At 46.6% G+C, this 19,820-nt stretch carries 16 protein-coding genes; 8 read left to right on the forward strand and 8 right to left on the reverse strand.

What is annotated here, in order from left to right; translation table 11 throughout:
- Positions 1 to 80: 80 nt before the first annotated feature.
- The 7 genes from NDI34_RS16175 to NDI34_RS16205 form a co-directional block, all read right to left on the reverse strand.
- Positions 81 to 1,217, reverse strand: coding sequence for an AAA-like domain-containing protein (locus NDI34_RS16175; protein ID WP_348233167.1), 1,137 nt, complete (start codon positions 1,215 to 1,217; stop codon positions 81 to 83).
- Between the two features lie 362 nt (positions 1,218 to 1,579).
- Positions 1,580 to 2,152: an HD domain-containing protein gene (locus NDI34_RS16180; protein WP_190413715.1), complete on the reverse strand. Its 573-nt coding sequence runs from the start codon at positions 2,150 to 2,152 to the stop codon at positions 1,580 to 1,582.
- A 109-nt stretch (positions 2,153 to 2,261) separates the two neighbouring features.
- The gene (locus NDI34_RS16185) at positions 2,262 to 2,918 is read right to left on the reverse strand and encodes a hypothetical protein (RefSeq protein ID WP_242031304.1); all 657 of its coding nucleotides are present in this window, start codon (positions 2,916 to 2,918) and stop codon (positions 2,262 to 2,264) included.
- A gap of 307 nt (positions 2,919 to 3,225) precedes the next feature.
- Positions 3,226 to 4,248: a serine/threonine-protein kinase gene (locus NDI34_RS16190; RefSeq protein ID WP_348233168.1), complete on the reverse strand. Its 1,023-nt coding sequence runs from the start codon at positions 4,246 to 4,248 to the stop codon at positions 3,226 to 3,228.
- 193 nt (positions 4,249 to 4,441) lie between these two features.
- A complete protein-coding gene (locus NDI34_RS16195) occupies positions 4,442 to 5,989 on the reverse strand; it encodes an ATP-binding protein (RefSeq protein WP_348233169.1) in 1,548 nt (515 codons plus the stop codon).
- The gene (locus tag NDI34_RS16200) at positions 5,986 to 6,432 is read right to left on the reverse strand and encodes a response regulator (RefSeq protein WP_190413057.1); all 447 of its coding nucleotides are present in this window, start codon (positions 6,430 to 6,432) and stop codon (positions 5,986 to 5,988) included. Before NDI34_RS16200 ends, NDI34_RS16195 begins: the two co-directional genes overlap by 4 nt.
- 41 nt (positions 6,433 to 6,473) lie before the next feature.
- Positions 6,474 to 8,906 carry a PAS domain S-box protein gene (locus NDI34_RS16205; RefSeq protein ID WP_348233170.1) on the reverse strand — a complete coding sequence of 811 codons (2,433 nt, stop codon included), beginning with the start codon at positions 8,904 to 8,906 and terminating at the stop codon, positions 6,474 to 6,476.
- A 341-nt stretch (positions 8,907 to 9,247) separates the two neighbouring features.
- On the opposite strand from NDI34_RS16205, the gene typA reads away from it, so the two are divergent.
- Positions 9,248 to 11,038 (forward strand): translational GTPase TypA, encoded by a 1,791-nt coding sequence (gene typA, locus NDI34_RS16210; protein ID WP_190413055.1) that lies wholly within the window; start codon positions 9,248 to 9,250, stop codon positions 11,036 to 11,038.
- Between the two features lie 267 nt (positions 11,039 to 11,305).
- Here typA and NDI34_RS16215 read toward each other — a convergent pair whose 3' ends face one another.
- The gene (locus tag NDI34_RS16215; RefSeq protein ID WP_190413054.1) at positions 11,306 to 12,526 is read right to left on the reverse strand and encodes a type IV pilus twitching motility protein PilT; all 1,221 of its coding nucleotides are present in this window, start codon (positions 12,524 to 12,526) and stop codon (positions 11,306 to 11,308) included.
- Between the two features lie 208 nt (positions 12,527 to 12,734).
- Here NDI34_RS16215 and NDI34_RS16220 point away from each other — a divergent pair, with 208 nt between their 5' ends.
- From NDI34_RS16220 to NDI34_RS16250, 7 genes are all read left to right on the forward strand, one after another.
- Positions 12,735 to 13,892, forward strand: a complete 1,158-nt coding sequence (locus NDI34_RS16220) for a DUF58 domain-containing protein (protein WP_348233171.1) — start codon at positions 12,735 to 12,737, stop codon at positions 13,890 to 13,892.
- Between the two features lie 95 nt (positions 13,893 to 13,987).
- Entirely contained in the window at positions 13,988 to 14,350 is a 363-nt protein-coding gene (locus tag NDI34_RS16225) for a ferredoxin thioredoxin reductase catalytic beta subunit (protein WP_190413052.1), read from the forward strand.
- Positions 14,351 to 14,978: 628 nt separating this feature from the next.
- Positions 14,979 to 15,380 (forward strand): DUF309 domain-containing protein, encoded by a 402-nt coding sequence (locus tag NDI34_RS16230; protein WP_190425607.1) that lies wholly within the window; start codon positions 14,979 to 14,981, stop codon positions 15,378 to 15,380.
- Positions 15,381 to 15,512: 132 nt separating this feature from the next.
- Complete coding sequence (locus NDI34_RS16235) at positions 15,513 to 16,025, forward strand: LptA/OstA family protein (protein ID WP_190987189.1); 513 nt, start codon at positions 15,513 to 15,515, stop codon at positions 16,023 to 16,025.
- Between the two features lie 103 nt (positions 16,026 to 16,128).
- The gene (gene lptB, locus NDI34_RS16240) at positions 16,129 to 16,857 is read left to right on the forward strand and encodes an LPS export ABC transporter ATP-binding protein (RefSeq protein ID WP_190413049.1); all 729 of its coding nucleotides are present in this window, start codon (positions 16,129 to 16,131) and stop codon (positions 16,855 to 16,857) included.
- Positions 16,858 to 17,051: 194 nt separating this feature from the next.
- Positions 17,052 to 18,215, forward strand: coding sequence for an LptF/LptG family permease (locus NDI34_RS16245; protein WP_242034015.1), 1,164 nt, complete (start codon positions 17,052 to 17,054; stop codon positions 18,213 to 18,215).
- A gap of 419 nt (positions 18,216 to 18,634) precedes the next feature.
- Positions 18,635 to 19,804: a hypothetical protein gene (locus tag NDI34_RS16250; protein ID WP_190987188.1), complete on the forward strand. Its 1,170-nt coding sequence runs from the start codon at positions 18,635 to 18,637 to the stop codon at positions 19,802 to 19,804.
- Positions 19,805 to 19,820: the final 16 nt, after the last annotated feature.

Below are 19,820 nucleotides of genomic sequence, written 5' to 3' on the forward strand. Positions count from 1 at the left end.
AAAATGGTTGATACTTTGCTTGCTACTGCACTTGATTTAGTCAATCCAAAACACCTACGCAACTGGTTCACAAACTGCTGCTACTGTACTTCATGAACTTGCAATCTGCTGTAAAGCGCTACGCTTACCAAATAGGGATGTCCACCCACCATTGCCATTAGTAGAGATGTGTAATCATTGCCGCAGGAAGTGCCATTTTGTGTCTCTATTTTATCGCTCCAATCAAGTCCATAGCGCTGTGCCAAATCCTGCACCTGTTTGCTAGAAAACTGGGGCAAACCAATGGATATCCCAACATTGAAGGGGGATTGATTCAGCTTTAGCGGAATATAAACTTCTGTACTATGAACAACCAAAAGTCTGAGATTTTGCCAAACTTCCACTGCCCGTGCTTGTTCGTGCCAAAATCGCAGCATTGGGAGAAAATCTAAGGCGATTTTGGGATGCTCAAAAACCCGATTAACTTCATTCAAAGCCAACACTAGAGGACTGTTAACTTGCTTGAACAGATAACCCTCAAAATAGATTTTGCAGCTAACTTTACTGCCCATATCCTCATCCCAAAACTCATCCATTAGGGGATTGAGATTCAACTGTCTGCTGACATTGGCACAGAACCAGCGTAGGAATTTATCGAGGGAGGCAAAAACTGTTTCGTCGGCTTCCTGAAAATCTAAAGAGACCGTTTTGTAACCAACATCTGTAGCGCGAGCCAGAATCCGGATAAGTAGAGAACTTTTCCCCATCTGCTTGGGTGCTTTAATGCGGAGCAGACATCCAGGTTGGGTAATCTCAGTGCAGGCGAGTTCTTCAATCGGGGGACGATTGATGTAGAGAGGAGAATCTAGCGGTACAGGACCCCCAGGAAATTTTTGCTCAGTCTCTGTTTCTGAAGCTGGAAAATTATCTTCTACTTTTGTGTATGTTTGCACCTCTTGCGCTCTATTTTGCTGTTTATCTGTCCGGTTTTGCTGGTGCAGGTTAACGAGTAAATGCAAATTTTTTTTCGTCACTCTCTGGTTGAGTGCTGCGGAGAGAGCCTGCCACAAGTAGGAACCAACTTCTTTGAGGTAGGGGATACTGTAAGCAGAATCCCGTGCCATTTCACGATAATCGTCTCCTAACCAAGAGCGACGCAAGATTAATCGCTCAACGGGACTGAGTTGCCGAGAAAGCAGAACTTTTTCTACGGCTTCCAAAACTTCATCTACATTCATACGATGACATCATTTGACGTAGAATCACATCTAGCAAGTTGTCTACAGAATTTTCGGTTCCTAAAACCAAAAAATTCTATTTTAATATTCTTACTTTTTATCGATAAAAATAGATAATTTTTGTCTGAATTATTTGTCAAATAAAAGGAAAATATGCTAATTCCTGTAACTTCCTTCGCTGTATCTTCCTGTAGTCAAGATGTTGGGTGCAGGAATTAGGGGGTCTCTACTTAAGAATCAGGTGGCAACCCAAACAACTACGGCAAAAGCATCTAGCCTCTTGTAAAGGTAATGATACCGCTCCCGCACGGGACTACCCCACGAATTGGCAAGGGTTTTAAGAGATTTGTCAGTCAAGCAGCTTAAGTCGCTTTGTCTACCTGATGTTCTAGTTCTGAAACGACCCGTTCTAATTCATCAATGAGTGGTGATGAACCGGCTTTGCGAAATGCGCCAACCAAAGAGCGATAATACCAAAGGGTTCCTTGTTTGCCTGCTTGGAAGCGTTCCCAAATTGCCTCGCCTACAATGTGATAATCAGTCAAAATCGAGCGGGCATTGTGGAGTTTATCGGCTGCTGAGACAAGACGCACCGAGGTTGAAGCAGCCGGGATATGGGCAATATAAGCTTCTTTGCGTTCCTGCCAAGGGGGTTTGGGTGTTGTGTCAGCATCGGTACAACCGTTGACAATTTCCGTCACCGTATCTCCAAACCGACGACGAATTTCTTCTCGTGTCGCGGCACCGCCTTGGTCTTCGATGGCATCATGGAGTAGAGCAGCGATCGCTTCATCCTCATTCGCCCCATGCTCTAAGGCAATACTGGTGACGCCGAGTAAATGGGAAATATAGGGAACACCTGATCCTTTGCGAATTTGGTTCGCGTGCAAGGCGGTGGCAAAGGTCAGGGCATCTGTAAAGCGTTGTGAGAGAATCATTTTAATTTTGGGTAATGGGTAACGAGCGATCGTTTTTAGTCGTTGGTATGTGGCTGCTGACGAATGACAAATGACCCATTACTAATTCCCAACTACTTACCGATCTTTAGTGTAAGCCTGCCTCCCAAATGCCAATATAAACGCGATCGCCCTTATCCCGCTCAATCACTCCCCGCAGGGACTCTAGAGAAAAAAAGAATTTGGGAGACTGACGCTGCTGCACCTGTTGTAAACCCTGCTTGATGGCGTCGTTGAGCTTGCAACCCAACATACTATTCAACGTCACTAGGACGATCTCGCTATTCACCCATTGGGCAAAAGATGCTTCAGTTTGGCGTATGAGTCCAGAATTTTTATCAAATAAAAAACCCAGGCTCACCTGATCTGGGATTAATTGATAGGATATGGCACGAGTATTCGGCCAGTAACCTCTAGTGGTTACGCCGGGACTGCCGAGTATTCGTTGGACAACGCTATTATGTACTCCTGGTTGAAATCCTGGAACGCCAACGCCCATCGGAATATCCTGACAAATATTGGCATTAAAATCGTCCAGGGTTGGCTCTGGACTCAATTCCGGTGGTATTTTTTCTAAAACCCGTGAAGGTGTATAAGGCTGAGCGCTCAGAAAAATGCTTGCTGATACTACCAGCGGTTTTGGCAAGTGCTGAGGAAAAACTAATCCCTGTGCTGGTTTAGTAAACAGTAAACCAGCAAAAATATAGGCACCCATCAACATCATTCGGTGAGGCGGTTTCACCATGTCCTTAGAATTTTTTTTGCATTAGGTATTTACTCATAAAAAGCTGCCCTTTCATCCCAGAACATGGTAAAAGGACAAAAACTAGCAGTCTTCGCTTCTCAGTCTTACCTGGATCTGACGGCAAAGCGATCGCTCTAAGTTCCCCACGGTCTTAAGGATGCAGCGCATCCAGATTCTCGTTTTTCCGGGCGTCAGCGCCCAAAAACGAGGGAAACTAGGTTTTATTTGAGTGCAATGAGTTTCAGGATGCGATCGCATCCCGAACTGACAATTTCAAGATTCGGCTATCGGAGCCATCTTTTCTCTGTCACTTTTGACAAGCTTTTCGCAAGCGATCGCGCCAATTATGATTATCTTTTAATCTGTCTTCTTGCGCTTTTCGGAATCGCTCCCGCCACTCATTACTACCATTTAATTTATTTTCTTGTGCTTCACGCAATCGCTCCTGCAATTGGACAAGAGGACTGGGGTTAGCATTTGGGGGAGGTAAGATTCCCAACAATGCTAGCCATTCCTGCACTGACTGAGGGCGATCTTCTGGTTTTAAGGCCATACCTTTGACGATAGCGTAATTTACGCGATCGCCGAGGAGAGAATTAATGCGTTTGGGTGGTGTGAGTTCCATCCCATACGCTCTCATTGGTGAAGGTGTAGGTACTTGAGCCGTTAATAAGGTATAAAGCGTTGCAGCTAAAGAATAAACATCCGTGTAAGCACCGCGTTTGGAGCGCCAGTCATACTGCTCAATCGGGGCAAAGCTGCTGGAGCAAAATTCTGTCTGTGTTTGGGTGATATCTGGGGTAAACTCGCGGGCAATGCCAAAGTCAACGAGAACCGCTTCCAAGACGCCCTCTATCTCAGAAGTGACAACATCGGCATTTTTACAACGCAGCATGATGTTGAGTGGCTTGACATCCCGATGCAGCAAACCATTGTTGTGAACCAGTGTCAGGGCATCACCTATCTGCTGAATGTAGCGCATTGCTTCCGCCTCGCACATTGCCCCTTTCTGCCAAACTCGATGGGCTAGACTTTCTCCGGCAATATATTCCATCACAATGCACCACAGCCCATCCTCTTGAATGACTTCATCAATTTTGACGATATGAGGATGATTAAATTTGGCTAACCGCACCGCTTCATTCAGAAAATCCTGCTGAAATTTGCCGAAGTCGTGTTGGCGTTGCAGAAAGTGGTTGAGGGTTTTGATGACAAGCAAATTGCCTTTTTTGTTTTTAACTAAATGCGCGATCCCAAAACCACCTTGTCCAAGCACTTTTTCAATGGTGTACTTGCCGTTTTGTAACTTCTGCCCAGGATTCCAAGCCATTATTTCTGACTCCCTTGCGCTTGCATCGATTTTGGCGCGGTCTGAAGAGGTATTCAATTTAACTTAGTACAAGTGTACTATAGCCAAAGTACAAATACAAGCGATCGCGCTTTAGCCTAAGCAAAAAGCAATCTTCATGGCTGTGATACTCTACCGTGAAGCTCGGTAGTTGAGAACTGCTATAAATGACAGTTTAATTGGCAAAATACGCAGTCGCATCGTCTAACTCCTCGGTAGACATCTGACTGTTCAATGGCAACAGCACAGTAAAAGTAGTGCCTACCCCAACTTCACTCTTGACGGAAATCTGACCGCCGTGCAAGTCCACGAATTTTTTAACAATTGATAATCCCAGCCCTGTACCGGGAATCTTGCCAACATTTTTGGCTCGGTGAAACACTTCAAATAGTCGTTCTTGGTCGGTTGGAGGAATGCCAATTCCTTCATCTTTAATTTGAATTGTTGCCTGTCCATCATGACAAGAAAGTTCAAGCTGGACAGTGCCGCCTTGCGGTGAATACTTAATTGCATTCGAGACCAAATTTGTCAGAATATGCCATAGAAGTTTTTGATCCATGCACACCTGGGCACATTTACATTTACTGACAAAGATGAGCGTGTGTTCCTTCCCAGTCGTAAACTGAATTTCCTCCATCAAATCGTGGCAAAATTGTTTTAAATCAAAAGGCTCTACATTAATCTCTAATTCTCCAATTTCTGCTCGGCTAATTGTCAAAACATCCTCTAACAACTGTGTCATATGTTTGGCAGCCGAGCGAATGCGATTGAAATATAAAGCTTTTTGCTCTTCAGTAGCTTTATAATTGTAATGTTCAAGGAGTTCGGCAGACATGAGGATCGTGTTGAGGGGATTGCGAAACTCATGGGCCATCATTGAAACAAAGTAAAATTTCCCTTCATTCAGTTCTTTTTCTTTTTCCAAAGCAATCCGAACTTCTTCTGTCCGCTTCCGTTCGGTAATGTCCCGGCAGTTGACAACAACTCTAGGAATTCCTGACTGGGGAATAAAATTTTTGCAAATTGCTTCTAATATTTGCCAAGAGCTATTTTGATGTAGAAATTTAAATTCTGTAAATAGAGTAATATCGGTTTTTTTAACTGCTTGATTGAGAGTATCAATCACCTCAGTTACGTCTTCAGGATGAATAAAATTATAGAGTTTTTTGCTAACTAGCTCTTCCGGTTTGTAACCTAAAACTTTCTCAACGGATGGACTTGTGTAATAAATAGTGCCATCAGTATCTAGAACAGCGATGATGTCTAAGGCATTTTCGATCAGTAAGCGGAAGCGTTCATCATTTTCCCGTAAAGCTTGTTCTGCTTCGCGCCGTTTGCGCCGCTCAACGGCTTCGCGCAACTCGCGTTCAACTGCGGGAATTAATCGCGCCAGGTTGCCTTTCATCAAGTAGTCAGAGGCTCCAGCTTTCATCGCAGCGACTGCGACATCCTCTCCAATGTTGCCGGAAACAATAATGAATGGTGAATCTAGCCCTTTGTCTTTCAACAAAGTTAAAGCAGCAGGAGCGCTAAAAGTGGGCATTGAGTAGTCTGATATGACAATATCCCAATGTTGTTTATCTAGTGCTGTATTCATGGCAGCAGCTGTATCTACCCGCTCGTAAATCGGCTCGTAACCACCGCGCTCTAGTTCGTTGAGCAGTAATTCAGCATCATCTTCTAAATCTTCAACGATGAGAACTCGCAGCGGTTGATTCATCATATTCCTAGTAACGGCGGGGCTTCATTGAAAAGCAGCCAATACATTCCCAACTGCTTTACTGCTGTCATAAATTGTACATAATCTACAGGTTTGCGAATGTAACTGTTACAACCGAAGCTATAGCCGTTGAGTCGGTCTTGCTCCTCTGTTGATGTCGTGAGAATGACGACTGGCAAGAGTTTTGTCAGATCGTTGGCACGCAGTCGTTGCAACACTTCTAAACCATCAATTCTGGGCATTTTTATATCTAGTAGAACGACTGCGGGTAGTCTGTTAATGTCCCTGTCAGTGTACCTACCTGTACCAAACAGATAATCGAGTGCCTCTACTCCATCGCGGGCTACTACAACATTGTATGGAATACCGCTTTGATCCAAAGCAAGTAAGGTAAGCTCTTCATCGTCAGGATTATCTTCCACCAATAGGATGTGTCGGTTATTCAATTTATTTTCCGTTTAGAAGCTAAGTTTAAATTCTGCCCACCTTAGAGCGTGAAATAAAAAGTTGCACCTTGTTCTACTGCGCTTTCGGCCCATACTCGACCACCGTGGCGGTGAACGATTCGCTGGACAGTTGCCAGTCCAATGCCAGTTCCGGGGAACTCAGTCATTGAGTGTAGGCGCTGAAAGGCTCCAAACAATTTGTTGGCATAAGCCATGTCAAAGCCAGCGCCATTGTCACGTACAAAATAAGCAGGTTGAGAATCTATCTTTAGTGTGATGCCAAATTCAATACAAGCATATGAGCGATTTGACGTAAATTTCCAGGCGTTATGAAGTAGATTTTCCAGAATTATTCGTAGCAGCCGCGCATCCCCTTGTGCAACAATGCCTGGAGCGATCGCAACTTCAACAGGTCGTTCCGGTTGCGACTGTCTTAGTTCAATGACAATCTCAGAAGCGATCGCGCTTAAATCAACTTCCGTGGTACGCATCTCGGTGCGTGTCACCCGCGAAAGCTCCAGCAGGTCATCAATGAGTTCTCCCATGCGCTGGCTGCCTGCACGAATCCGATGCAGGTAGTGTTTGCCTTTCTCATCCAGCGTGTCAGCGTAACGCTCCAAAAGCGCCTGACTAAACCCATCAACACTCCGTAGTGGCGCACGTAAATCGTGGGACACCGAATAAGAAAAAGCTTCCAGTTCCCGATTGGCGGCTTCGAGTTGTGCAGTCCGTTCGACCACCCGGCGTTCCAAGTCTTGATTGAGTTGTGTAATTTCCTGCTGGAATCGTTTGCGATCGCTAATGTCTTCAACAATGGCAATAAAGTACCTGAGTTCACCTGCACAATTACGCACAACCGATCCAGTCAGATTAATCCAGACTGGGGAGGTGTCTTTGCGGATGTAGCGCTTTTCCATTGAGTATGTTGAAATCTCACCAGCTAACATTCGACCAACATTTTCGAGGTCAGTATTGAGGTCATCGGGGTGAGTAATATCTTGGAAAGTTCGTTCTAAAAGTTCCTCACGAGTGTAACCAGTAATATCGCAAAGCTTTTGGTTCACCAGTCGCCATTGTCCATTCCTTTCTACCTCTGCAATACCGACAGCAGCTTGATTGAAAGTGGCACGGAATCGTTGCTCGCTGTTCCGCAACGCTTCTTCCACCTGCTTCAGTCCAGTAATGTCCCGGGAGATACCCAGTACAGAATTGATTAAACCGTCTTCGGTAAATTCTGCAACCAGGCGAGATTGATAATATTTCAGACCATTCGGCGTTGGAAACTGAAATTCAACAACATTCTCTTGACCCGTTTCAAAAACTTGGCGGAAAACCCTTTCCCATTGGGAGACGAGATCCTCAGACATCCCTAATTCTCGATTCGTTTTGCCGATAAATACCTCAGGCGGTACTCCTGTTGCGAGTTCTATTGCTGAGTTGACATAGGTATGACGTAAATCTCGATCGAACCGGGAAATGATATCTGGAGTATTTTCGATTAGTGCTTTGAGTTCTTGTTCTCGTTGGTGTAGTGCTGCTTGCGCCTGTTTACGCTCAGCAATTTCAGCTTCTAACGATGCGTTTATGGTTGTTAATTCTGCCGTTCGTTCCCGAACCCGAATTTCTAGTTGCTCGTAAGCTCGCTGTAATGCTTCTTCTGCCCGTTTGCGCTCGGTAATTTCCCGACCTTCTGGAATTAATAGCACCACTTGTCCTGTCTCGTCTTTCACAGGTTTGAGCGAGGCATCAACAAACATTGTGCCTTGAGGAGTGGGCAGATTCCCTTCAAAACGAACAAAGTTACCGTTTGCTGCTTCGGTAATCGCTGCTTTCCACTGATTCAGGAATTCGGTGGGTAGGTTCCAAACTTCATCCCAAAATGGACGACCGACTATATCCGCCGCCTTAATTCCAACGAACTCTAGCGCTGTTTGATTAATCTCTAAGACAGTGCCATCCGGTTTTAGTAATCCAATGAATTGAAATGTTTGGTTAAAAATGGCGCGGAACCGTCTTTCACTTTCGCGTAGCGCTTCCTCCACTTGCTGACGCTCTAGTATTTCGTTTCTCAGCGCCAGGTTTACCGCTTCTAATTCTGCTGGACTAGGGAGAACCAGCGCTTTAGGGATCAATTCTGACAGCAGCACCGCCGTACCGAGGGAGACAATTGCAGTAAACGCTTTGATCCATCCGGCTAGCCAGTAAGTAGGATGCCACAGCGTCCAGATTTCCATTAGATGAGTGGTGCCGCAGGCGATGATAAAGCTGCCAAACAGCAGAAAAATCCAGTTAAAAGGCACATCTCGTCTTTTGTAGACGAAATAGACCAGCATGAATGAAATCGAATAATATGCCAGCGCAATCAAAGCATCTGACGAAACATGAAGCCAAACTAAATCTGGCTTCCATAGATAGCAGTGTCCGTGGGGAATAAACCCTGCTGAAGCCAAAAGGGTTCTCAGGAAATCTGGCATGAAGTCTCCCTCATGTTGTGCTTGGTGATAAGATTTTCCTCGCCAATTCTCGTCTTCAGTTAGGCTAAGGGCGATCGCATTTCTTGGCAGTGATTCGTTTCACACGGCTACCGCAATCATTGCGTCAAATAGTGTCTGTGATGCCTGTGCCTCACGCGCACTGGCACCGGAAAGGCAAAACAAAAATGAAGGATGGGGGATGCATAAAACTAGCGCCATGTTTCGGGCGATTAGGCTAGAATTGTTAAGGCTTCTTTACAGGATTTATGTTAAATCCCAAATTCTGTTAATAAGCCAAGAGACATCTATTTCAATCTCAACACCCTCTCTGGCACGCTTCTATGACGCTCCCTATTCGTAACGTCGCAATCATTGCCCACGTCGATCACGGCAAAACAACCCTCGTTGATGCCCTCCTCCGGCAATCTGGCATCTTCCGCGAAGGCGAAGACGTTCCTGATTGCGTCATGGATTCCAATGCCCTAGAGCGGGAGCGAGGCATCACAATTCTGGCGAAAAATACCGCCGTCAGATATAAAGAAACCCTGATCAATATTATTGATACCCCCGGACACGCCGATTTTGGTGGTGAAGTCGAGCGGGTGTTAGGTATGGTGGATGGCTGCATCCTGATTGTAGATGCCAATGAAGGCCCCATGCCCCAAACGCGATTTGTGCTGAAAAAAGCTTTAGAAAAGGGACTGCGCCCCATCGTTGTCGTTAATAAAATCGACCGTCCTCAAGCCGATCCCCACGGCTCAATTGATAAAGTCTTGGATCTGTTTTTGGAATTGGGTGCAGATGACGATCAGTGCGATTTCCCTTATCTGTTTGCCTCCGGTATCAATGGTTATGCCAAAAATGACCTGGAATCCGACAACATGGATATGCAGCCCATGTTTGAGGCAATTCTGCACCATGTCGCGCCACCTGTAGGCGATCCGAATAAGCCTCTACAACTGCAAGTGACAACCCTGGATTATTCTGAATATCTGGGTCGGATTGTGATTGGAAAAATCCATAACGGCACAATCCGGATGGGGCAACAAGTGGCTTTGGTGACGGAAACCAGCGCCATTGTGAAAGGTAAAATCTCCAAGTTGATGGGTTTTGAAGGCTTAAAACGAATTGATTTGGAAGAAGCCTCCGCGGGAAATATTGTGGCGGTGGCTGGTTTTGCCGATGCAAATATTGGCGAGACAATTACTTGTCCGAACGAACCGCAAGCTTTGCCGCTGATTAAGGTAGATGAGCCTACCTTGCAAATGACCTTCTCGGTGAACGATTCGCCCTTTGCCGGACAGGAAGGGACGATGGTGACATCACGGCAAGTACGCGATCGCCTGTTCCGCGAACTTGAAACGAACGTCGCCCTGCGGATTGAAGATACCGACTCTCCCGATAAATTACTCGTTTCCGGTCGAGGCGAACTTCACCTCGGCATCTTGATTGAAACCATGCGTCGGGAAGGCTATGAATTTCAAGTTTCCCAGCCGCAAGTGATTTTCCGCGAAGTCAGCGGTCAACCCTGCGAACCTTACGAATGTTTGGTGCTGGATGTCCCGCAAGAAGCGAGTGGTGGCTGTATCGAACGTTTGGGGCAGCGCAAGGGCGAAATGCAAGATATGCAGATGAGTGCCACGGGTCGCACTCAACTAGAATTTGTAATTCCCGCCCGTGGTCTAATCGGCTTCCGGGGTGAATTCATGCGCCTCACCCGTGGCGAAGGGATTATGAACCACAGTTTCCTAGACTATCGCCCCATCACCAGCGATATGGAAACTCGCCGCAACGGTGTCTTAATTTCATTTGAAGAAGGCGTTGCTACCTTCTACGCGATGAAGAATGCTGAGGATCGGGGTGCATTCTTTATCACTCCGGGCACCAAAGTTTACAAAGGCATGATTGTCGGGGAACACAACCGCTCTCAAGATTTGGAACTGAATGTCTGCAAGGCGAAGCAGCTGACGAACCACCGTGCTTCTGGCGGTGATGAATTAGTGCAGTTGCAAGCGCCAATCGATATGAGCTTGGAGCGTGCCTTGGAATACATCGGTTCAGATGAATTGGTGGAAGTTACTCCCAAGTCAATTCGTCTGCGGAAGGTGACGAAGAAGTTGGCGAAGCGGTAAATGATTCGACAACAATAGCCCCAGCTTGAAGCCTGGGAGCTACACGAAAAAAGCCCGCGATGGCGGGCTTTTTTTTGAGCGATCGCGCATTCCTTATCGCCTTTATCGTTCCGATGCCATACACTGCCATACATCCGTAGGGGAGTAGGAACAGGGCAAGGCCCTGCCCCTAACAAACGTTAGAAATGCAATAGATTTCACCCAACTGCAAACCGCTCTAGATGGCATCCGAGGTGCGATCGCTCTAACTTTCCTATAAAACCCAGCTTACATCCAGGTACGAGTCGAACTAGAAGCATCAATTCCACCTGTGCGGATACGGCGATCCAGATCGTTGGGATCTGGGGAAGCACTCAATGCCGCCTCTAGAGTAATCCGACCCTCTAGCATTTGGTCGTAAAGCGCCTGATTCATCACCTGCATTCCATCGAACGTGTCATCTAGCATCAATCGATAAGCTTCCTCATCGTCACCCTTGAGCAAGTAATCTTGCATCGCCGGGGTATTGATCAAGATGTCGTGGACTGCCGTGCGACGACTATCCGTGGTTGGCAGCAGCAGTTGTGCTATCACAGCCACCAAAGAATCGGTGATCTGAATTCGCATGGCTGGCTGTTCATCGGCGTTGTATAAGTTCAACAAGCGGTTAACCGCGTTGATAGCGTTGCGAGTGTGCAGAGTGCCTAAAACTAAGTGACCTGTTTGGGCAGCTTGCAGGGCGGTATTAACGGTAATGCGATCGCGCATTTCCCCAATCAGAATCACATCTGGATCTTCCCGCAAAACTGACCGCAGTGCCGCGTGAAACTCATTGGTATGCAAACCCACTTCCCGTTGACTAACCAAGCACTTTTGGGAAGGGTGGACGAATTCAATCGGGTCTTCAATCGTCACAATATGCTTATTCGTCGTTTCATTCAGATGACGAATCATCGCCGCTAAGGTCGTTGATTTTCCCGATCCCGTGGGACCTGTCACCAGAATCAATCCTTGCGGTTTGCTTACAATATCCTTGAGGACTTGCGGTAAGCCTAAACTATCAAGCGAAGGGATCTCTAGGCTGATCAAACGCAGAACCATTGCTCCGCCCATCAGGGATTCAAAACAATTCACCCGACAGCGCACGAAACCTGGGTAGAAAATTGCCGTATCCAGTTCCTTGTTTTCTGCAAACTGCTTTCGCTGAGCAGGAGTCAGGATCTCAGCAAGATTTTGCTCAAAAATTTCAGGTGTTACCTTGAGCTGACCCTCAGCCTCTACCATCTGACCTCGAATCCGATATCTGGGAACTTGCCCCACTCGAATATGGATGTCCGAGGCTTTTTGAGCATACGCATCTTTCACCATCTGTTTGATGGAAGTCGCGCTGTTCACTTCTGGGGGTCGCCCTGGCTGCATCTGCGGAGGAACGGGTGGTGGCGGTAGTGGTGGTGGCATGCGTGAAGGAGCTTGTGCGCGAGTCGCTTCAGCATCATTGGCTTTGGTCATTTTTTTCCCCTGGGTACTTACTGGGTCCGGCAGCATCGGTAAAACCACAGTTTAATGGATCTTGCCTTTAAAAATTTTCTTTAAGTCAACCGTGAATGTCCTTAATTCTAAAAAATTACCAGACAGGTGTAAAATCTCTTATTTATTTGTAATCAGAATTTTGTTAAGGTGCTGGGATAGCTAGACTCTAGACTGGGCAGCGCTGTTTATGAATATCGGTAATCGGATAGCAGACTGGCTGGAAACTCGGTGGGTAACGCCAGCCTACGCTGGGTGGATATTGGGAATCATCGCCGTCTGTTTTTTTGGAGCTGCCACGAACACAATGGCGGGGTGGCTGTATGTTATTAGTGGCCTCAGCTTTGCGCTACTCGGAATTGCAGGCGTCCTATCCGTGCGATCGCTTCGTCATCTTCAAGTCACCCGACGCCCTATCCAGCCCGTCAGCGTCGGCGACGATCTAACCATTGAATTAGAAATTGAAAATCCAGTTAACCATCCCAAAACCTTACTTTTAGTCCGGGATGTTCTTCCCTTTGTATTGGGACAACCCGTACAAACGGCAATTGAAACGATTTCTCCTCATAGCGTTCACCACTGGGTTTACTACCTACCCACGCAAAAACGCGGGGTTTATCGGTGGAACACCGTACAACTGAGAACTGCTGCCCCTGTGGGATTATTTTGGTGTCGCCGCCAGCGTGAAGTTGCTGCTACAGCATTTGTTTATCCCACCGTTTTACCCCTGACCAACTGCCCGATGGTGGATGAAATTGGGCAAGAAAAAAGTCCCCTGTTTCTGAGTTTAGATCGCCGTTCTCAAGCTGCAACAGAAGGAGTCACGCGATCGCTTCGTCCCTATCGAGTCGGAGATCCCACTCGTTTAATCCACTGGCGAACCAGCGCCCGTTACGGTGAATTCCAGGTACGCGAACTAGAAGTCTTTACAGGTGGACAAGAAGTAATTATCTGCCTCGATAGCGCCACCAGTTGGAATCCAGAGCATTTTGAGCAAGCAGTCATTGCGGCAGCATCCCTGTACTTCTATGCCAGTGGGCGTCAGTTAAGCGTAAAACTTTGGACAGCCTTCACAGGTTTAGTGCAAGGTCATCGCGTGGTTTTAGAAACTCTAGCCGCAACCTACGCCGGAGAAGATGCCCGTGCTGGAGATCCACCGACGCTTCCCTTAATCTGGCTGACTCCCAATCATGTTACTCTAAGCTCTTTACCCCCCGGTAGCCGTTGGATGATCTGGATGCCGGAGTCTTTAACTGAGCCTGCAATGCCTGTGAATCGCAATTCCCCTGGAATTGTCATCAATAGCGATCAGCCGCTACAACTTCAGCTACAATCCCCTCTGAAGTAGGCTTGCCCGATTGCATCGATCCCAGCCAATCCCCTTCAGGAAAAGGCTTAAGATACAATGCATAAACACCTGTCGATCTCGCGTCATCTCATATTATGAACCCATCAGAAACTGAAACAAAATCCAGCGAAAAAAGTCTAGAGGCGATGCGCCATTTCTCCGAAACTTACGCCAAGCGTACTGGCACCTACTTCTGCGTCGATCCTTCCGTAACAGCCGTAGTGATTGAAGGACTCGCCAAGCATAAAGATGATCTGGGTGCCCCTTTGTGTCCCTGTCGTCACTACGAAGATAAAGAAGCAGAGGTACATGCAACTTTCTGGAATTGTCCTTGCGTACCGATGCGAGAGCGAAAAGAGTGCCACTGTATGTTATTTCTGACAGAAGATAACGAGTTTCGCGGTGAGATGCAGGAAATCTCTCTTGAAGAAATTAAAGCTGTACGCGATAGTATGTAACGATTTGCTCTAGCTAATCGCTAATTGAAAAGTTGCTAGTTATAAATGTTTTTTAGCCTAACTACCAATTATCGATTAGCGATTAGCTGAAGCATCAAACTTATCATGTCGGTAACAGCCACACGTCCCAGAAAGTCCTCAAAATAAAGCCTCCCGCGTGCTAAAAGAATTTTTTAAATTCCGCTTGGTTGGATAAATCAGGAAAAAACTATCCCCTAAAATCCACGTTTTATTGGTTTGCCTGGGCTGATAAACCTTATAACAATTAAGTAAGATTGGAATTTTAAAAATAAGTAGCGATCGCAAGCTAAGTAATTAAAAAAAAGCCACTCAAAATGTAATTTTTGTCAATAGAATTAAAAAAAATAAATGAATTTTTATTAAACTTTATTTAAACCTAAATAAAGACATTTCAGAACAGTTTTTTCTATCCGTTAAGAACTTAAAGCGATCGCTTGTTTTGGAGGCTTTCCATCACCCACGCGCGAAGCAGCTAAACATAGGCATCTTCGTCTGGAGCGATAAGTGTGGTGATGCCTGAACACAACCATAACCACAAGGGAAGGTGCTTGACGGTAGGGAACCGAAAACGGCAGAGTAATGAAATTATTAATATAGTTCCCGACTAATGACTGAAGAAATCCCATCTGAATTTTGGCAAGGGATCGAAGAGTTTAATCAGCATGAATTTTACGCCTGCCACGACACCTTAGAGGCTCTGTGGATGGAAGCTAGCGAGCCGGAAAAAAGGTTTTATCAGGGAGTGCTGCAAATTGCCGTTGGATGTTATCACCTAGGCAACCTTAACTGGCGCGGTGCAGTTATTTTACTGGGAGAGGGAATGCGCCGCTTGGAGGCATACGAACCTGCTTACAGTGGAATTGATGTCACCGAACTGCGGGAACAGAGTGCCGAACTGTTGACAGCACTGCAAGAAGCTGGAGCAGAAAACGTGGTTGATTTTGTAGAACAGATGCAACAAGACGAGAATGTCTCACATTTGCCAAAAATACTGCGAATAGAGGCTTAGAAACTTCTCAAGACTCAGAAACGTCGGGATTGTTGTGCCTGGTTATCGCTGGATTTGTTCTAGATCGATCCTTTAGAGAGAGTAAACTAGGCACAAGAGCCGATCACCGTCTTTGATGTCTCCGCAAGACCCATGATGACCTCATCTCAATTTAATCAAAGTCTAATGCGTCGCCTGGGATTAGTGCTGATGCTGCCAGCTGTTTTAGCGGGAGCGATCGCTATCCCCACCCAAATCCAAACCGCCCAAGCTCAAACCGCCGATGACGGACGTGCCCTCACCGTCCGTTCTGATGTGCAAGAAGCCAACTCGAAAACAGGCGTGGTAACAGCTCGTGGCAACGTGCAAATGTATTACCCCTCACGGCAGATTCAGGCAACTGCTGCCCAAGCTCAGTATTTCAGCAAAGAACGCCGCATCGTTCTGAGTGGGAACGTCTACGTCCTGCAACAAGGCAATAGTCTCCGAGGCGAGACAATCACCTATCTGATCGATGAAGGACGCTTTGTTGCCCTGCCTCAGTCCAATCGGCAGGTAGAATCAGTTTATCTGGTCGCCGATCCAAATTCTCCAACTACACCCGTAGCGCCACCAGCTCCCGCCGTCAATCCTAAACCAGCCTTCAAAACGCCGAATAGTCGCTAGCCATTTGTCACATGGCTAATCGCGAATCGCGAATGGCTAATCGCTAATGGCTTTTAATAATTAGCAGTTAGCCATTAGCAATGAACAATTAGCTATTTCGATGATGAAAATCGTACTGGAGAATATTCACAAGTCTTACGGCAAACGTGCGATCGTCAATCGCGTTAACCTTTCAGTGGCGCAAGGGGAAGTCGTGGGACTACTCGGCCCTAACGGTGCTGGGAAAACGACGACCTTTTACATTGCAACTGGCTTGGAAAAACCCGATCAGGGTACGGTTTGGCTAAATGACCAGGACATCACCACCTTACCCATCCACAAACGAGCGCATTTAGGCATTGGCTATCTTGCTCAGGAAGCCAGTATTTTCCGCAACCTCACCGTCCAAGACAATATTCTCTTGGTGCTGGAACAAACAGGCGTGCCTCGTCGCGAGTGGCAAAACCGTCTAAATGGTTTGCTGCAAGAGTTTCGGCTAGAAAAAGTTGCAAATACGCTGGGGATTCGGGTATCTGGAGGAGAACGTCGGCGCACCGAGTTGGCGAGATCCTTAGCGTCGGGGCGAGAAGGGCCAAAATTTTTGCTATTGGATGAGCCGTTTGCCGGTGTTGATCCGATTGCCGTATCGGAGATTCAAAAAATTATTGCCGGACTGCGCGATCGCTACATGGGCATCTTGATCACCGATCACAACGTCCGCGAAACCCTCGCCATCACCGATCGAGCCTACATTATGCGCGACGGACAAATCCTCGCCTCTGGCAATTCAGAAGAACTCTACAATAACCCCTTAGTGCGACAGTACTACTTAGGAGATGACTTCCAAAGATAGCCTTGGGTAATCGGTAATCGGGAATTGGTAATCACAAGAGTCATCAGTAAGAAGCATTGAATTTTGAAGCCACAAGAGAGTTTTGAATTCAAAATTTCAGACGCGATAACCGTAAGTCTACTCCTTAAAACTTTCCCCCAATTACCCATTACCCATTACCCATTACCCGTTACCTACCCATCGATCCTTGACCAATGACCAAATCTTTCAATCCGCTCTCCCCCCTGATTTCGACAGTCTCGGTGATGGATCGCTATATTGGCACCGAGCTGGTCGCGCCTTTCCTATTTGGCATGGGATTCTTTTCTTCCATCGGGGTAACGATTGGCAGTTTATTTGACCTGATGAGAAGGACTGTGGATGTAGGTCTACCCGCATCGCTCGTATTGAAAGTCCTGCTGTTAAGTCTGCCACAGTTTATGGCGTATGCCTTTCCTGCCTCAGTGCTACTGGCTGCCTTATTAACCTATAGTCGTCTCTCCGCTGACAGTGAGTTGGTTGCCCTGCGTAGCTGCGGGGTGAGTATTTATCGATTGGTGCTACCAGCGATCGTCCTGAGTTTTGTTGTGACCGGCATCGCCTTTACGTTTAATGAGTATGTAGTACCCGCGGCGAACTATCAAGCCAAAGTTAGTCTAGATAAAGCTCTAAATAAAGAAAAGCCATCTTTCCAAGAACGCAATATTTTTTATCCAGAATATACGAAAGTTAAGCTACCCAATGGCAACAGAGAACAAGTGTTAAAACGCCTGTTCTATGCAGAAAAGTTTGACGGTCAAAAGATGGAAGGATTGACGATTTTAGATTGGTCTCAGGAGGGTCTCAATCAAATTGTTACTTCGCAATCTGCTGCTTGGAATCCAGGACAAAACACCTGGGATTTTTTCAAAGGCACGATTTATTTAATCTCTCCCGATGCTTCCTACCGCAATATTTTGAAGTTTGAACACCAACAGTTGCAGCTGCCTCGTACCGCCTTGGATTTGGCAAATTCTGGGCGCGACTACGGCGAAATGAATCTTGCACAAGCCAGAGAACGTCTGAAATTAGAACGCCTCAGTGGCAATCAACAAAAAATTCGCAAGCTTCTGATCCGCATTCACCAAAAAATAGCTTTACCGTTTGCTTGTGTCGTTTTTGGTATTGTGGGTGCCGCTTTAGCCAATAGACCGACTCGCACCAGTAAAGCGACGGGTTTTGGGATTAGCGTGATCGTCATTTTTGCTTACTATTTGTTAATGTCCGTTGGTGATGCTCTGGGACTAAGTAACTTCCTCTCTCCCGTAATTGCTGCTTGGTTACCGAATCTGTTTGGATTGGGAGCAGGGGCGTGGTTCCTGCTTCGAGCTGCCCGCTAAACTTTAAGGTAGTGTCATCGTCAGTCGTGTAGGGACGGTTCTCGCTCAAGATATTGAGCGATAGCGAAGCATAACGCACTGTGCAAATTACTGTTTTTCTCTCCCTAATTCATTGGGGAGAGAAAAAGTTGCACATGGCCTAAGCATATCTATAAACCCACCCGTTCTTGGTAGAGGCATATCTGTTCCCTGCCCCTCAGTGAGTGTTTTTCGGTTTCTAGTAATTAATGCTCGTTGAGAGATCGCAACCTTTCTAACTTCCTAAATTTAAACTTTAGTAAACTAAAAGCTTGGCTAAAATTTTACAAAAATGAAAGAAATCTTTTAACAAACTGTATATTAAGACAGTTCCTGTTCAAGGCAATAGCGTATAAAATCGACTTACAATCCCTTGTGCAAGTCGAGCTGCACTACAGCTTATGTCATCCTCCAAACAAGTCCCTGCCTCCATCCGCTATCTCAAAGCACGGTTACGGACATTCGCACGCCCTGCGTTTTGGGGATCGGCGATCGCACTGGTGATGATGGTGATAGGGGTATGGGAGTACTGGGTACACCCAGAATGGCTTAACAGCCTTTTAGATGGAGAAACGGAGAGTGGGCAAGTTGATTCCGCAGAGAATCCCTCGGATGACCCAAACCTTTCTCAAGAAAGCAGTGTGATTGGCGCTGATATCGATAACTTGCCCGCGCTCATGCAGGAATTTAATCGCGGCACTAATCAAGGCGCTGGCAAGAAGGGAAAGGAAAAAGCTCAAGATCCCACCCAGCAAGAAGGTTTATTTGAGCAACTGACTCGCAACCCGGCGACTGCTTCTAATACAGAATCGACCGCGCAGCCTCAAGCGATCGCAGGAATCCCCAAAGCTCCGCAAAACTCGAACAATCCATTTCTGACATCAGCACAAGATTTATTAAATACTGGATTAAATGTTGGCCCCCAGCCCAATACAGGGGCATTTTTGGGATTGACACCCACGAACCAACAGGCGGTAAATTCTACTACAACAGCAACCTCCACTCCGAATCTGGGCTTTGGCGTGCCCAATTTAACTAACCAGAACCAAAACGTCCTGCCAGTCAACTCCCTGCAACAAGCGTTGAATCAAACTTCGGCAAACCAAGCAGTAAACGCATCGCCATCGGGAAATACGTCTCAACAAACGCTTCCCAATTCCACATCCACTGGGCAAATGGCACCACCGCCAGCAAGTGCCCTAGCGAACACTACAGGCTATAGCACTCCCTTACCCACGACTAGCAACGCTACTCAGGGTTCTTCCGCCCCGAATTCTTACACCTATTTAACCCAACCCCAGGCGGTTCCTCCCGTTGTAGCACCTGCTGTCCCCGTAACACCACAGATAGCACCGCCAGTGGCACCGATAACGACCAGTAATTATGGGCAGTACCCATCGGGAGCGAACACTCAAAGAAGCGGGTTCAACAGCAACTCTGGTTTTGGCTCCAATCTTGGTAATTCCGGATCGCAACCGGGTCAGTTGAACCAGCCTAACTTTACAGCTCCTCGTCGCGTTCCAGGACGCTACATTGGTGGGGGTCAGATTAATACTTTCTCAAATCCATAGCTGTTAGCAATTAGCT

This window comes from Trichocoleus sp. DQ-U1 (assembly GCF_039961925.1).
In the GTDB taxonomy this organism is placed as follows: domain Bacteria; phylum Cyanobacteriota; class Cyanobacteriia; order Cyanobacteriales; family FACHB-T130; genus FACHB-T130.